General features: G+C 51.8%; 12 protein-coding genes. 2 read left to right on the plus strand and 10 right to left on the minus strand.

What is annotated here, in order from left to right:
* Complete coding sequence (locus tag QZ280_RS12510; protein WP_293444695.1) at window positions 1-945, plus strand: site-specific tyrosine recombinase XerD; 945 nt, start codon at window positions 1-3, stop codon at window positions 943-945.
* Here the strand turns inward: QZ280_RS12510 and QZ280_RS12515 are convergent.
* A complete protein-coding gene (locus tag QZ280_RS12515; protein WP_293444697.1) occupies window positions 942-1,313 on the minus strand; it encodes a hypothetical protein in 372 nt (123 codons plus the stop codon). The two genes, QZ280_RS12510 and QZ280_RS12515, sit on opposite strands and share 4 nt — an antisense overlap.
* A 225-nt stretch (window positions 1,314-1,538) precedes the next feature.
* Window positions 1,539-1,727: a metallophosphoesterase family protein gene (locus QZ280_RS12520; RefSeq protein WP_293444698.1), complete on the minus strand. Its 189-nt coding sequence runs from the start codon at window positions 1,725-1,727 to the stop codon at window positions 1,539-1,541.
* A 68-nt stretch (window positions 1,728-1,795) separates the two neighbouring features.
* On the opposite strand from QZ280_RS12520, the gene QZ280_RS12525 reads away from it, so the two are divergent.
* Complete coding sequence (locus tag QZ280_RS12525) at window positions 1,796-3,103, plus strand: HlyC/CorC family transporter (RefSeq protein ID WP_293444700.1); 1,308 nt, start codon at window positions 1,796-1,798, stop codon at window positions 3,101-3,103.
* A 2-nt stretch (window positions 3,104-3,105) separates the two neighbouring features.
* Here QZ280_RS12525 and uvrA read toward each other — a convergent pair whose 3' ends face one another.
* The 8 genes from uvrA to QZ280_RS12565 all read right to left on the minus strand — a co-directional run bounded on the left by uvrA (window position 3,106) and on the right by QZ280_RS12565 (window position 15,720).
* Entirely contained in the window at window positions 3,106-5,970 is a 2,865-nt protein-coding gene (uvrA, locus tag QZ280_RS12530) for an excinuclease ABC subunit UvrA (protein WP_293444702.1), read from the minus strand.
* Between the two features lie 102 nt (window positions 5,971-6,072).
* Window positions 6,073-7,317 carry an MFS transporter gene (locus QZ280_RS12535; protein ID WP_293444704.1) on the minus strand — a complete coding sequence of 415 codons (1,245 nt, stop codon included), beginning with the start codon at window positions 7,315-7,317 and terminating at the stop codon, window positions 6,073-6,075.
* The gene (locus tag QZ280_RS12540; protein WP_293444706.1) at window positions 7,289-7,795 is read right to left on the minus strand and encodes a dihydrolipoamide dehydrogenase; all 507 of its coding nucleotides are present in this window, start codon (window positions 7,793-7,795) and stop codon (window positions 7,289-7,291) included. Before QZ280_RS12540 ends, QZ280_RS12535 begins: the two co-directional genes overlap by 29 nt.
* Before the next feature lie 9 nt (window positions 7,796-7,804).
* The gene (lpdA, locus tag QZ280_RS12545) at window positions 7,805-9,199 is read right to left on the minus strand and encodes a dihydrolipoyl dehydrogenase (protein WP_293444708.1); all 1,395 of its coding nucleotides are present in this window, start codon (window positions 9,197-9,199) and stop codon (window positions 7,805-7,807) included.
* 105 nt (window positions 9,200-9,304) lie between these two features.
* Window positions 9,305-9,886, minus strand: coding sequence for a DUF924 family protein (locus QZ280_RS12550; protein ID WP_293445196.1), 582 nt, complete (start codon window positions 9,884-9,886; stop codon window positions 9,305-9,307).
* Window positions 9,887-9,982: 96 nt separating this feature from the next.
* Entirely contained in the window at window positions 9,983-11,248 is a 1,266-nt protein-coding gene (locus tag QZ280_RS12555; protein WP_293444710.1) for an MFS transporter, read from the minus strand.
* 100 nt (window positions 11,249-11,348) lie between these two features.
* Complete coding sequence (queA, locus tag QZ280_RS12560; RefSeq protein WP_293444712.1) at window positions 11,349-12,407, minus strand: tRNA preQ1(34) S-adenosylmethionine ribosyltransferase-isomerase QueA; 1,059 nt, start codon at window positions 12,405-12,407, stop codon at window positions 11,349-11,351.
* A 4-nt stretch (window positions 12,408-12,411) separates the two neighbouring features.
* The gene (locus QZ280_RS12565; protein ID WP_293444714.1) at window positions 12,412-15,720 is read right to left on the minus strand and encodes an AsmA-like C-terminal region-containing protein; all 3,309 of its coding nucleotides are present in this window, start codon (window positions 15,718-15,720) and stop codon (window positions 12,412-12,414) included.
* Window positions 15,721-15,777 lie beyond the last annotated feature (57 nt).

Here is a 15,777-nt window from a genome sequence, read left to right on the forward strand (position 1 = left end):
GTGACCTTAGCAGTTGATCATAGCAGTTGGATTTCAACGTTTCTAGACGCACAAGCCGCTGAATTGGGTGCGGCCACCAACACTCAACTGGCCTACGCACGAGATTTGAAAGATTTTGCAGAATATCTTTCAGGGCGCAATCTTTCTTTTGAAAATGCAACGCGCGATCATATCGAGGCCTATTTGATTTTCTGCGACGCGCAAGGTCTTGCGAAATCCACACGAGCGCGACGGCTCTCTGCGATCAAACAACTGTATCGTTTCTGCTTTGAGGAAGGATGGCGCGGCGATAATCCTGCCATTAAGATTGCCGGGCCGGGGAAAGACAAGCGGCTACCCAAAACGCTGAGTATGGGGGAAGTAGACGGTTTGCTCGCCGCTGCGCGCGTGGTTGGACGCAGCCCGACCGATCGAATGCGCAACACCTGTTTGATGGAACTCTTATATGCCACTGGTATGCGCGTGAGCGAATTAGTATCGCTCCCCATTTCGACAGTGCGCGGCAATCCCAGCATGCTTTTGATCCGTGGTAAGGGCGACAAAGAGCGCATGGTTCCGCTGTCACCGCCTGCCCGCGATGCATTAACTGAGTGGCTTGAAACCTTGGACAACTTGCAAGAGACGGAACGGTTGAAAGGCAAAACAGTCTCGCGGTTTTTGTTTCCGTCTCGCAGTAAGGAAGGGCATCTAACCCGCCACAGGTTTTATATTCTTATTAAGGAGTTATCTGTGTACGCAGGTGTTTCACCTGCCAAGGTGACACCGCACACTTTACGCCATGCTTTCGCAACGCATCTATTGGAAAACGGGGCTGATATACGATCTATTCAAACCCTTTTGGGCCACGCAGATGTGGCCACGACCGAGATTTACACCCACGTTTTAGAAGCACGATTGCAAGAACTGGTATTAAAGCATCATCCGCTTGCCAATGACGACGACTAACGACGCAAAGATTGTGGCGAAACGTCCTCAGACGGCCAAATGCCTGTCTTCAAAGCGACATCATAACCCTGCGTCAAGCCTGCGGATTTCATATCTTGCTCTGCACTCTCAACGTCATACGTCAAAGTTTCAAAGGTAAGCGCACGATCCGCTGCAATGCGCAGAAATTCTGTGAGTGGGGTGCCGTCATGCGGTGGCATCCCAATCGCTCCTGCATTCACCCATTGCACGCCTGCGATCTCTCTCTCAAACGCGATACCCGAATGTCCGCAAATGACCGTATCAAAATCGCCGCACAGCATGTTGAGCGCATCAAGTTCTTCTAGAAAGTTTGCCTCGTCTGAGACGCTCCACAAAAAGCGGGCCACGTCGGTAGCGCCCCCATGGATCACGACGTATTTTCGAGCTTGATGGCTAAACATTATGATATCCGGCAATTCTGACATCCAAACCCGATCACTGGGGCTAATTTGCGCATTCGCAAACGCATACCAAGCGGCAGAGAGGCTATCACAGACCGTGCCATTCTCAAATCCGCACCCGCAATCGCGCGCGTTCGCCCCAAGCTGCTTTTCGCAATTTCCAACAACAATTTAAACATTTTCACGCCGTATGCGAGCAACAACTGCCTCTGGTGCACCGCAATAGGCAACCAAGTCGCCTGTGCAAATCGATGCGCCACGCGCGGTGGCGAGCACAGCTTCAAGCGCCTGAATATTTGAATAAGGTCCACCAAAAACCGTGATTTCACCGTTAAAGTCGCCCAATTCTTTGATGCGCATGCCCGGCTCCCTTGAAGTGTCGACCACCCGCCCCCATAACATGAAGACCCCAGAGAAAGACAAGACCCATGGACCCCAGCACACCACTTCTTGATAACACCTTTTGGATCACGACAGGGTCGATCTTGCTGTTGCTCGTGCTGTCAGGATTCTTTTCGGGATCCGAGACCGCATTGACCGCAGCCTCGCGAGGAAAATTGCGCACGCAGGCGGATAAAGGATCGCGCGGCGCAAAGCGTGCTTTGGACATTACAGAAGACAATGAACGCCTAATCGGCTCCGTTTTGTTGGGCAATAACTTGGTGAATATTCTCGCCACGTCGCTTGCGACGGCTTTGTTCACCCGCGCGTTCGGTGAAAGCGGCGTCGCCCTTGCCACCTTGGTGATGACTTTGCTGGTCCTCATTTTTGCAGAAGTTTTGCCGAAAACCTATGCGATCACCAACGCGGAACGCGCAGCCGCCTTGGTCTCGCCCGTGATCCAATTGGTGATCACCGTTTTTTCACCAGTCGTCAGCGCCGTTCGCTTTTTCGTGCGCGGGGTGTTGCGAGTGTTCGGTATCATGACCGACCCCGATGGTCATATTCTGGCTGTAAAGGAAGAAATCGAAGGTGCTCTAAACTTGGGTCACTCCGAAGGGATAGTTGAAAAGGAAGATCGTGATCGCATTCTTGGTGCGCTGGATCTTGGCGATCGTGTCGTCGAGGAAATCATGTTGCATCGTTCAGGGATTGAAATGATTGATGCTGCCTGTGACCCGTCCGCGATCTTGCGTCAATGTTTGGAAAGCCGTCACACACGCCTGCCCGTCTATGATGGTGAACCTGAAAACATTGTTGGCACGGTTCACGCAAAGGATCTTTTGCGTGCGATGCACCGCTTGATTGATCCCGAAACCAGTTCGGTCTCTGGGCTTACAAAATTCGACATTCGCGAAGTTGCGATGCCGCCCTATTTCGTGCCTGAAACCACCACGCTAGATGATCAAATGCGCAATTTCCTGCGCCGCCGCACGCATTTCGCGTTGGTTGTGGACGAGTATGGCACACTCCAAGGATTGATCACGCTGGAGGATATTCTGGAAGAAATCGTTGGTGAAATTACCGACGAATTCGATCTCGAAGAAGATGCAAGCATGATCCCCGATGAGGACGGCCATTATGTAATAGACGGCGCAATGACGATTCGCGATCTAAACCGCGCAGTCGATTGGGCCCTGCCCGATGAGGAAGCCAACACCGTTGCGGGATTAGTAATCCACGAAGCGCAGATGATCCCAACCACGGGACAGGTCTTCAGTTTCCACGGGTTCCGTTTTGAAGTTGCAGGTCGTAGCGGTAATCGGATCACGCAATTAAAGATCCGGCCGCTTTAACCCTACTTCTCCACAACGCGTTTTGCGGCTGCTTCCAACATCCCTTTGAGGTAATGGCCTGTATAGCTACCTTCGACTTCGGCAACAGTCTCAGGCGTACCAACTGCGACAATCTCGCCACCGCCATCACCACCTTCTGGCCCAATATCGATGATCCAATCTGCGGTTTTTATGACGTCAAGATTGTGCTCGATCACGATGACCGAATTCCCCGCGTCGACTAATTCATGCAGCACTTCCAACAACTTGCGAACATCTTCGAAATGCAAACCCGTTGTTGGTTCGTCCAGAATATAAAGCGTACGCCCTGTTGAGCGTTTGCTGAGTTCTTTCGAGAGCTTCACGCGCTGCGCTTCCCCCCCCGAGAGGGTTGTCGCCTGTTGCCCAACCTTAATATAGCCCAAGCCGACGCGCATCAACGCATCCATTTTATCGCGAATGTTTGGCACCGCTTTGAAGAAATCTTGCGCGTCTTCGACCGTCATATTCAAAACATCCGCGATGCTCTTGCCCTTAAAACGGATCTCGAGGGTCTCGCGATTGTACCGCGCACCTTTGCAAGTTTCGCATTCTACATAGACATCAGGGAGGAAGTGCATTTCGATCTTGATCACACCATCTCCCTGGCACGCCTCACAACGCCCACCTTTAACATTAAAACTGAAACGACCAGGCTTGTAGCCGCGTGCTTTGGCTTCTGGCAAGCCAGCAAACCAATCACGGATCGGCGTGAACGCGCCAGTGTACGTCGCTGGGTTTGATCGCGGTGTGCGCCCAATCGCGCGTTGATCAATATCGATCACCTTATCAAGATATTCGAGGCCTTTGATCGTCTCACAAGGAGCTGGTGTCTGGCGCGCACCATTCAAGCGCATCGACGCTGTTTTGAACAACGTTTCGATTGTCAGTGTAGATTTACCACCACCAGATACGCCAGTCACACAGACAAATTTACCAAGCGGGAATTCCACGCTTATACTCCGCAAATTATTGCCCGTTGCTTTGACGACTTTGATCTTCTTCTTATTGCCCGCGCGACGGTCTGCCGGAACAGCAATCTCCCGCTTGCCACTGAGGTATTGGCCAGTCATCGATGCCTTGTCGGCAATAATTTCCGCAGGCGTGCCCTTTGACACTACTTGGCCACCGTGCACACCGGCACCGGGCCCTATATCAAAAACATAATCCGCCTCACGAATAGCCTCTTCATCGTGCTCAACAACGATCACCGTATTGCCTTGATTTCGTAAGTTTTTAAGCGTGCGGAGCAAGCGATCATTATCACGCTGGTGCAGGCCAATGGACGGCTCGTCCAAAACGTACAAAACACCCTGTAAACCCGATCCAATCTGGCTCGCCAATCTAATTCTCTGACTTTCTCCCCCGCTCAACGTTCCGCTGGCACGAGATAATGTCAAATACTCTAGGCCCACATTGTTAAGGAAACCCAAACGTTCCTGAATTTCTTTCAAAATCGCCTTTGCAATCTCGTTGCGTTGCGCAGTCAAAGAGGCGGGCACGGTTGTGCACCACTCATAGGCCTCACGGATCGACATTTGTACCACGTGACCCACGTGCAAATCGGCGATTTTAACAGCCAAAGCTTCTTGGCGCAGACGGAAACCTTCGCATGTGCCGCAAGGTCTATTATTTTGATAACGCTCAAATTCTTCGCGAATCCAGTTGCTATCCGTTTCGCGATAGCGTCGCTCCATATTCGGAATGACACCCTCAAAGACCCGCGTGACCTGATAGACGCGCCCGCCCTCATCATAGCGGAAGGGAATTTCCTCTTCGCTGGACCCATGTAGGAAAACCTGCTGCACATAGGCGGGCAGATCTTTCCACTTGGTATTTTGATTAAACTCGTAATGTTTCGCGATAGCTTCAATGGTTTGCAAGAAATACGGAGACTTTCCTTTGCGCCAAGGGGCAAGTGCGCCGTCAGAAATTTTCAAAGTTGCGTCAGGAACCACCAATCGTTCATCAAAAAATAACTCTTTTCCAAGACCATCGCATTCAGGGCAGGCTCCAAATGGCGCGTTGAAACTAAACAGGCGAGGTTCGATTTCAGGAATGGTGAAACCACTTACAGGACAAGCGAATTTTTCGGAAAAAGTATGGCGTTCCGGCTCGCCTTCGCTTGGGGCGGTCTCAAAAATTGCGATGCCATCTGCGAGATCAAGCGCTGTGCGCAAACTGTCAGCAAGACGGGTTTCCAAACCTTCACGCACGACAATCCGATCCACAACCACATCAATGTCATGTCGAAATTTCTTGTCCAATGTGGGAGGTTCATCCAACTCATAAAACGCGCCATCTACTTTGACACGTTGAAAGCCTTGCTTGCGCAATTCCATGAATTCTTTGCGATATTCACCTTTTCGATCTCGAATAATCGGCGCAAGAAGATAACCGCGAATACCTTCTTCCAGCCCCATGATCCTATCGACCATGTCTTGCACTTGTTGCGCCTCAATCGGCAGACCGGTCGTCGGGGAATAGGGAGTGCCAACTCGCGCAAACAGCAGGCGCATGTAGTCATAGATTTCTGTCACAGTGCCCACAGTCGAGCGTGGGTTTTTCGACGTCGTCTTCTGTTCGATTGAAATTGCTGGGCTAAGGCCACTGATGTGATCCACGTCAGGTTTCTGCATCATATCAAGGAACTGGCGTGCATAAGCGCTGAGGGACTCAACGTAGCGGCGTTGGCCTTCAGCATAAATCGTATCAAAAGCGAGCGATGATTTACCCGAGCCTGACAGTCCAGTGATAACCACCAGCCGATCGCGCGGAATATCCACATCAATTGACTTGAGATTGTGCTCACGCGCGCCACGCACTTCGATGTTTTTCAGCTCGGCCATTTTGCGCCCCTTTGGTTCACCGCTAACACATAGGCATAGCTTTGGATTCGGCCAGCCCTGATGATGCACAACAAATAGAACAAATGGGGAATATACGAAAGATTAATCTGTTTCGTTCATAGATTTCCTGCGACGGCCCGCAAAAAAAAGATGGATTGAGATACCACAAGCAGAAAACAGCATCACGAAGGCAACTGTTCCAGAAAGTCCGAATTGCGCGATGATCGCGGCCAAAATGGGGGGGCCAGTTGTAGTTCCTAGGTTGCCCAATTGAGCGATTGCGCCCGTCGCATAGGCGCGATCAGTCTCGTCGGTGTTCAATGACGCCAAGGCCGCAAAAGATGCCCCTGGCACAATCCCCGTAGTCCCTAGTAGTATGAGGCAAGCAACAATAAATGCCGCGTCCTGTCCAAGTGTAAAGATCAGTGGCAGCGCTGAAACAGCGATCAAAACATATCCAATTATGACCGCACGAACAGGATCAATGAAACGGAGCATAACAACGCCCAAGGTCAGAGAAGTGGCGATAGACGCAAACGGCAACGACGCCGATAGTCCAGTGCGTCGGATCGCATCGACGAAATCCGGCAGGTATGTCAAAAGCGCGATGTAGAGACCTGTATAGAACACAAATCCTAACGCAGCTGCGCTAAGCCATGGTGACGTATAGATTGTCAAATGCAGGCGAAGAATTTTTGCAAGGTCGAGCCGCTTATTCGTTCTTTGCGCGCTGTCTGGGACAACCGGCGGCGGCAAAACCCTCCATAACGCAAACCCGAGAACACACATGTACCCCGCATGTGCAAGAAACAACGTGCTAATCCCACCAAGCGTAAGCAAAACAGGTGCGATCAGCGCGACAAGCATGTAGGACAGCCCGAAAAAGCTGCTCCATAGTGTCATAACAGCCGCACGCGCCGCGATTGAACTATGCCGCGCCATCAAAATCGGACCCGCGACTACAATCAGAAGATGGCTCGCCCCCTCCAGTATCCGCAAAATGATTAAAGCAAAATATGGAAGGTGGACGGCTTGAAGCGCCGAAAGCACTGCTGCTCCAAACATTCCCCACACAAAGGCACGGCGAATGCCAATTTGAGGGATAAGGATCCCTCCGACAACACCGAAAACCAGCCCAACCAACCCAACACAAGAAATCAAAAAGCCGAGGCCAATCTCGCCCACGCTATAAATCGTGCGAAATTCATCCAGCGAAATAGCAATTTTTCCAAACTGCGCCGCCGCACCCAAACCTGCCGCCCAAACGAGGGAGATAATCAACCAATTTGTTGTGGGATCAGATTTTTCGTGCAATCGCTCAGGCCGTAATCGGGAAATCGGGATCATTGCTTAGATCCTCATTTTTGATATCAAGTTCGGGTGGTCTTTCGGCTTCAAGATTTCTAAGCGCCGCCGCGCGATTTCCCCATTGGCTGATCCCGATTTCACTTTCATCAAAAACGCATTCTAAAAGCAAGGTCTTCAAACCGCGCGCTGGCCAACGCGAATTATCCTGAGGGGCTGCGTGGAACCGAATAAAAAACGGGGATGAAATATAGAAATAAAACCCTCTTTTTATCATTTTACGTACATTTTTTTGTAGCAATATAAGGTCGATCCAAATGCTCCAAACTTGATCGGCAATGATCAAATCAAACTTGCAGCTGCGACCATCTTCGCCCTCAAATAGACCTTTGCAGATATCATATTGGGGATAGCTAAACTGCTCGTAAGAGCCAAAGTTGAAGTATTTGCCCCACTGACCAGAAATTTCAGCGACTGACATCCCTTGTAAAGGCATCTCTATCCGATTGAGCGACGGCATCACGAGATCCTAAAAATGAATGGCTCGGTCATAGGCGTCCAATACGCTTTCGTGCATCATTTCTGACAAAGTAGGATGCGGGAAAACCGTGTGCATCAGATCTTCTTCCGTAGTTTCCAATTGGCGGCCAATCACATAGCCTTGAATCATTTCGGTGACTTCTGCCCCAACCATATGCGCGCCAAGCAATTCACCTGTTTTTTCATCAAAAACTGTTTTCACAAATCCTCCCGCCTCGCCCAAGGCGATGGCTTTGCCGTTGCCCATAAATGGAAAACGACCGACTTTGATCGCGTGCCCTGCGTCGCGCGCTTGCGCTTCGGTCATGCCGACGCTGGCGACTTGCGGGTGGCAATAGGTACAGCCGGCGATAGAGCCGGGTTTGATCGGGTACACTGCTTTGCCTGCAATCATTTCGGCAACCATCACACCTTCATGCGAGGCTTTATGCGCAAGCCACGGTGCGCCCGCGATGTCACCAATCGCGTAGACACCTGAAATATCCGTGCGGCAATATTTATCTGTGACAACGTGGGTGCGATCCACCAAAATACCTGCCTCTTCAAGGCAAAGCCCTTCGACATTACCAACGATACCCACCGCGGAAATCACTGTATCGAACTCTTCCTTGGTGACTTTTCCATCTTGCTCAATATGCGCCGTCACTTTGCCTTTCGCGCGATCTAACTGTTTTACCATCGCTTTCTCGCAGATCTTCATACCTTGTGCGACAAAACTTTTCTTGGCGAATGCGCTGACTTCTTCGTCCTCAGCGGGCAACACACGATCCATGACTTCGACAACCGTCGTATCCGCGCCGAGGGTGTTGTAGAAACTTGCGAACTCGATCCCAATCGCGCCAGAGCCAATAACCAGAAGTTTTTTCGGCATACGCTTTGGTGTGAGCGCGTCTTTGTAAGTCCAAACAAGGTCGCCGTCGCCTTCCAGCCCGGGCAATTCACGTGCGCGCGCGCCTGTAGCAAGGACGATATGGGCAGATGTCAAAATTTCATAACCTTTGTCGGTCTTAACCGAGACTTCGCCAGTGCCCGACAATCGCGCCTGCCCCATCAAAACGGTGATCTTGTTCTTTTTCATCAAATGCGAAATGCCAGAAGAAAGTTGACCCGCCACCTTACGAGAGCGTTTCACAACAGCGTCCAGATCGTAGTCCACGCCCGTTGCGCTTAGTCCGAATTCCTTCGCGCGGTGCATCAAATGAAACACTTCCGCAGAGCGCAGCATCGCTTTCGTCGGGATACAGCCCCAATTTAAGCAAATTCCACCCATATGTTCACGCTCGACCACGGCAACGTTTAGGCCAAGCTGCGCACCGCGAATCGCAGCGACATAGCCTCCTGGTCCCGCACCAATGACGATCATATCGTAGGCTGTACTGCTCATCGCATGCTCCAATATTTGTTGTTTGGAAACAGGCTACTCAGCGGATCGTAAAAAGAAAAGGGCAGCCAAACGGCCGCCCAAAAAGAATGAGTCACATTTTCAAAGTTAGGCGCTGACGTTTTGCAGCTCACGTACTGTTGTTCCGTAACCGCCACTTTGCACATAGTCTTTTTCGACTTGGGTGTAGCGGCGTGCCAATGCGTCGTTGCGATAGGGAAAGCGCCCAAATTTGCGGATCACGTCGCGATGGGCTTTTGCGTGAAGCAAATTGCTATCACCAGACTTTGGCATCCGCTCTTTCAACATGCGTATACAGCGCTCCTGATCACACAGGCTTTCAGAATGCATCAATGGCATGTAGAAAAACTGTCGCGCGGGTTCGTCAATGCGCATGTCCCATTGCCGATCAATCGCTACCTTCGCCGCGGCTAATGCTGCTTTGTCAGATGCGAAGGCTTTACCGGAACCGCGAAACATGTTGCGCGAGAACTGATCTGTTAGAATGATATAGGCCAATGCGCCGCTAGGAAAGGTCAACCACAGGCCAAACTTGCCCTCCATCGCCGCCTGCCACGTCTCGCCAAATCTATCGCGGATTTCTTGATCAAGCGCGTCATCAGCCTTGTACCAATCAGTAGGCGTCTTTTTATCGAGCCAAAAGCTCAGGACATCATCTGCGGCCACAATCATCGCATTTCTCCTAATTGGGCGTATTTGTCTTCGTATTGCTACAACCAACTTAGTCACTGAGACTAGTAACAAAAAGCGTCAAAAACGACATATTTAGGGGAGATATTCATCCATTTGTTCCTCAATTGCGTTTTCAATCGCGATTTCCTGCGCGACCTCAACAAAGACTGGCGAAGCCGAGGGCATAATAGCCTGAAAACCAGCAGTATCATCGACAGAGGGCGCAGACCGTTGCGTCATGCGGAAGGCCGCATAGGCCGCAATGGCCAACATCAGCGCTGCGATAAACCCAAAAAAGGCTCCTGGGCCGAATGTTGTCATCAGCCAACCCGTCACAATAGGGCCGGAAATTGCACCAAGGCCATTGATAAACACCATACCACCAGAGGCGGCCGCCATATCCTCATGCTCAAGAAAGTCATTGGTATAGGCAAGAAACAAGGAATAAAGCGGGTTCGATGTACCGCCAATCATAAAGGCCGCGGCCAACAAGACATAAAAATCTTTTGCCCACAAAACAACGAAGAGCGATGCTATGCCACCCAGAGCTGCTGTCGCTAGGATAAGGAAACGTCGATCTATCCGGTCCGAAATGAAGCCTAAGGGGTACTGCATAATCATTGCGCCTATATAGAAGGCCGACACAAACATCGAAATTTGCGCCACACTCAAGCCAGCTTTACCACCATAAACCGCGGCCATGCCGAATTGGGCAGAGAATACACCGCCCAAAAAGAACATGCCGATCACCCCTAGAGGGGAAGCATCAAAGAGCTGCTTCAGTGACATAGGTTTGGTCGTATCAAATGCTGGGGTTGGTGTAATCGACAGCAAAATAGGCGCAAACGCGATGGAAACAAGGACCGAAGGCACAATGAACAAGATATAACCAGAGGGATCGCCCAGTACCAAAATGCCTTGCGCTGCGACGATGCCGATCATTTGAACTATCATATAAACAGAGAGGGTTTGGCCACGGTTTTCGTTGGTAGCAGAGTTGTTCAACCAGCTTTCCGCCGTCACATAGACGCCCGAGAAGCAAAAGCCGATGATTATACGACCGATCATCCAGGCTTCGGCGTTCGCCAAGGCTGGATAGAGGATCAAGACCGCCGAAATCAACGAGCCAAGGGCTGCGAAGACGCGCACGTGCCCGACACGCCTGATCATTTCAGGGGCCAAGCGTGATCCCCCTAGAAAGCCGATGAAATAGGCCGACATCACCAGCGACATCTCAAAAGTAGAAAACCCTTCGATTTCGCCGCGCACGCCCAAAAGCGTGCCCTGCAAACCGTTGCCGAGCATCAACAACATCATGCCCAACAACAGGGCCCAAGAGTTTGTCAGTACAGAAAACATAGCGAACCTCGCGGTGCCGAGTGGCGATATTCTTCGCGTGTATGCCTCGGTTCTCTCAACATCTAGTTTATGCACGACACACAAAGTGACGCGAGCGGCGTTATTTCTCGGGCACCAACAACGAGCTATCGCCATAAGAGAAAAAGCGGTACTTATTGGCGATGGCATGGGCGTAGATCTGATCAACACGCTCTTTGCCCATGAGCGCTGACACGAGCATCATCAATGTGCTTTTGGGCAAGTGGAAATTAGTCATCAACGCATCAGCCACATTGAAATTAAAACCGGGGTAGATGAAGATGTCCGTCTCCCCTTCCCATGGAGCGATCTCGCCCGTTTGCGCCGCAGCGCTTTCGATCAAACGCAGAGCGGTTGTACCAACTGGGATGACCCGCCGGCCTTCACGCATAGCAGCAGCAATATGATTGGCGGCAGTTTCGTCGACCTGCCCCCATTCTGCGTGCATTTTGTGGGTTGTCACATCCTCGACCTTCACAGGCAAAAACGTGCCCGCGCCCACGTGCAAAGTCACCTCGGCAAACTCCACGCCCCGCTCTGTAAGCTCGGCCAACAGAGCCGCATCGAAATGCAGCGACGCAGTCGGCGCAGCCACAGCCCCCGAGTGCTGCGCAAACACACTTTGATAGTCGTCCTTATCCTGGGTATCCGCAGGTCTGCGTGCGGCTATATAGGGGGGCAACGGCATCGCGCCGGCCTCAGCAAGTGCTGTATCAAAGTCATCACCAAGCAGGTTAAAGTGCAGCGTGCCCTGGGCGTCGTCTTTGCCTGTTAACATTGCGCTTAACGTCTCAGAAAACACGATGACTTCCCCCTCTTTCACTTTGCGCAAAGGCTTGATCAAAGCCTGCCATGTGCCTTGCGCGGCGGCGGGTTCAAGCAAAGTGACTTCAATCTTAGCCTCGCCAGAACCATGTACGCTTTCGCGTTTGCGCACTCCAAAAAGCCGCGCGGGGATTACTTTGGTGTTGTTAAGAACAAGCAAATCACCTGGTTGGAAGATTTTAACAAGATCAGAAACATGCGCATCTTTGATCGCACTGTCTTGAGCCAACAAAAGCCGCGCGGAACTGCGGGGTTTCGCAGGGCGCGTCGCAATCAGGTCTTCTGGCAAATCAAAGTCGAAATCGCTGAGTTTCATGTAGTTACTGGCTCAACTTAGGTGGCGGGCGACGGAAAATTTCGCGAAACATGCCGGGGGTGAAAATACTGAGCGGATTCACATCTATCTGCGGCGACGCCGCCGGACCATCCGCATTGAAATTAAAGCCAATAAGCCCCTCACCGCGACGCGTAAAGATCGAACCAATGCCGTTGATAGCGAAAAATGGCGACACGACGCCCTGCATATCGAGCTGTTTGCTCGCAATATCATAATAGCCATCGACAGAAAGCCCCAAAGACGGACCAATCGCGCTACCCTCAGACACGACAATCGTCTTGGGGGTAATGCGAAAACGACTGTTCACATCGGTGAAAACCAGCCCACGCCCATCAAGTTGCTCGAGCAAGCCGATCCCACTTGCCGCACTCAAGAGCGCCAGTGCAGGCGGCGCATCTCGCAAACGCAAATTGGTGATTTCCAAACTGCCATCAAACTCACCCGCCCCCGCTCGCGGCGTCAAGCTTAGGGTCATCGCACCCTCGTTCGCGTTCTTCAAAAGACCCGCATCATTGATCGTAGCACCAGCATTTCTGCTCTTGATTTGTACCGCGGTACGCCCGTTTCGCGGAATTGTTTGCCCGGACAGCGCACCTTTGCCGTTTAAGCGGCCCGTAAAATTGCCTGTCAGGCCATTATCGGATTGAAACGCGCCTTTGAAATTGCGTAAAACGATGCTTTCAGTCACTTGCAGGCGATCAAGCATCACATCGAGCGGCGTCGCACCCGTGTTCCTTTGCGCGTTCTGTGCGGGAATTTTGCGCAGATCTAACGCCCCCCCGCCAAGTGTGACCGCCGGGGGCGCATTGCGACCACGTCCCGTCAGCGTTACGGGCGCGTCGAGCCAATCCCCAGCTTGCACGCGATCAAATCTAGCGCGTTCTAATGTGCCAGCCGCGCTAATCGTCACTGATCCATTCGCCTTCAACCCAGACGTATCAAAGACCAAACGCTCAACAACGGGTGGACCTGTGTTCTTGCCACCAAGCTTGCCAACAACCGACAATGATCCACGCCTGTTGGGCTCCTTGTGATATCCAAGCGGGGCAATCTTGACGTCCACGCCTTGCAAATTCGAGGTCAGCGCAAAACTCGGGGCTTGTTTCGCGCGTAAGTTAATCGTGATCTCGCCCTGCCCCTTTCCAGTCACGGAGCCGGGCGGTATACCGATGTTGAACGTATTCACAAACCGCTCGGACAGTTCGACCTGTCCTTTAAGCTGACTGCCCGCACCAGGCGTACCAAGCGGCATACGCCACACTCCATCGATAGGCACAGCATCTATGCGGCCTTCCCCTTGCAAAACAATTTCATTGGGTTTTGCGACCAAAGCAATACGATCGGCGGCGATTGTGCGCCCTTCAAACAAGGTATCGCTGCGCACACCTGTAACATCGCCTGAGATATCAAACAGGATCTCTGAGGTTTCGATCTTTTTCTTTAACGGAAACCCGACCGCACCGGACACAGTTGCACGCCCACCTGCAAGCGTGACCGATTGGCCTGCTTTACTGAGGAACAAAAACGGTTTTTGATCAAGCAAGGAAAGCGCCGCGGTGATGCTACTTTCGGTTTCCAGACGCAGTTTAGCGGGCGCGCCTTTTATCCGCATATCGGGAATTTCAAAGACGGTTCCGGCGACATCTATGGGGCCACCTTGTGGAGGTGTAACTTGCCCAGCCTCAGCAGCGGCAATCAGGCGCTCACCTTCAATGCGCACATAGCCGCGCGCATTTTCGATCAAAGGCATCGTTTTCATAAACCTCAACGAGGCATCAGCATAGGCAAAGTTCACATGCAAATCCGGCGGTTCATCTGGCACCGCGCGAAATGCCATACGCACATTCTTAACGTCTCCTTTGACGATATTTTGCAAAATCCAATTTCGTGTTTTGGTTTTGACGGTCTGCGGCCACACCTCTAATACACGTTTGATATCAAGTTCTTCGGAGCGCGCATCAAGCGCTACTTGCCAGCCATCCAAACCGATGTCCACACGCCCGTTTGCGATCACTACCTGCCCCGCTTCGCGCAAAACCAGCTGACCAATATCCAGACGGAAAGGATCAAAGACCAAGCGTAAATCGAGATCCGCCTGCTCCAGCGTGACGGGTGTCTCGTAAAGCTGGTTGGGATTAGCACTGACGCTCCTCACCGTGAACTGCCCAAGCAAGGCTTCTGGCCAACCGCCCGAAGCATTTTGAAGCCGCGCGTGCCCTTCCGCGCTTGCTTCAAACCATGCAGATTTGATGTTCAATTCTGAAAATTTCAAAATGTTATCAATAGGTTCATAGCTGAAGTAAGCCTGCGCACCCTCAAACGGGACAGGTTTTGCCTCATCTTCGGGCTGCACCACGCCCTTGCCAATCTGAAGGGTCACATTCAAGGGTCCAAAGTCACCATTATCGAAAACTTCAGAACGCAATGACCCCGAAATTGGTGCGCGCAAGGCCTCCATCCACGAAAGGGCCTGACTTTGACTTGCAATATCTTGCGAGGGTGCATCCGCCAGTGAAATACCAACGCGCGCGGCTGGTGAGCCGATTTCGCTCTCATAGCTCAGCTCCATCGTTGTTGCGTAATCCTGTCCGCCTAGGAGTGCAAAATCGGCCCCGATTGTCAGCGCATCGCCATCCGTGTTGACCCGCATGCGGCCACCGTCCACCGTCCAAGCCCGCCCCGCTCGCGCGTCTTCATAAAGCACGGTGAGACTGGTTGCATTGACTTCGCGAAGGTAACGCAGCTCATCTTGAACAAGCAGGCTATCAAGGCTTTCGATGAGCGCGATCAAACTTGCGCCTTCGCCGCTGGCTTGCAATGCAGAGCCGATGGTCAAATCGAACCCGCCATCCGAGCCACGGCGCAGCTTCATTAAAGCGCCTGACAATGAGATTTTCTTTGGTAAGAATTGGCCTCTGATTGCGGCAGGAAACGCGGCGCGCACGCTGAGCTCTCCAAGTGAGGCAAACGGCAGGCCAGTTTCATCCTTGACTGAGACGTTCTGGAAAAACACACGCGGGCTTAGATCGAAGGGTTCAATGCGCAGCGACATCGTGCCAATGGCGATGTCCACATTCGGCAAAGCTTCTGCGATCTTTGCGTCGATCTGCGCTTGCAACCAATCAGGCGCTTTTATGTCGCGACCCACCAACAAGATAAAGCCAATCGCAAAAGCAACCGCAAAGCCACCCAAGCCCGCCAGAACTGCTTGCGTAAAATGACGCTTGCGCAAAACAGGTTTAGGCTTTGAAGGCTCCGTTGCGTCAACGTCAGTATGCGGCGTCTCGCTCATATTTGGTCTATTGCCTTTAAATCACAAAGTAAGCGTTCACTTGATTGCCCTCTTCTA

It is taken from the genome of Planktotalea sp. (assembly GCF_018607995.1).
In the GTDB taxonomy this organism is placed as follows: Bacteria; Pseudomonadota; Alphaproteobacteria; order Rhodobacterales; family Rhodobacteraceae; genus Planktotalea.

Bases quoted from the DNA above. Each gene is read 5' to 3' on its own strand.
- QZ280_RS12535 (WP_293444704.1), bottom strand. From the start codon at position 7,317: ATGATCCCGATTTCCCGATTACGGCCTGAGCGATTGCACGAAAAATCT.
- QZ280_RS12565 (WP_293444714.1), bottom strand. From the start codon at position 15,720: ATGAGCGAGACGCCGCATACTGACGTTGACGCAACGGAGCCTTCAAAG.
- uvrA (WP_293444702.1), bottom strand. From the start codon at position 5,970: ATGGCCGAGCTGAAAAACATCGAAGTGCGTGGCGCGCGTGAGCACAAT.
- QZ280_RS12555 (WP_293444710.1), bottom strand. From the start codon at position 11,248: ATGTTTTCTGTACTGACAAACTCTTGGGCCCTGTTGTTGGGCATGATG.
- QZ280_RS12525 (WP_293444700.1), top strand. From the start codon at position 1,796: ATGGACCCCAGCACACCACTTCTTGATAACACCTTTTGGATCACGACA.
- queA (WP_293444712.1), bottom strand. From the start codon at position 12,407: ATGAAACTCAGCGATTTCGACTTTGATTTGCCAGAAGACCTGATTGCG.
- lpdA (WP_293444708.1), bottom strand. From the start codon at position 9,199: ATGAGCAGTACAGCCTACGATATGATCGTCATTGGTGCGGGACCAGGA.
- QZ280_RS12540 (WP_293444706.1), bottom strand. From the start codon at position 7,795: ATGCCGTCGCTCAATCGGATAGAGATGCCTTTACAAGGGATGTCAGTC.
- QZ280_RS12520 (WP_293444698.1), bottom strand. From the start codon at position 1,727: ATGCGCATCAAAGAATTGGGCGACTTTAACGGTGAAATCACGGTTTTT.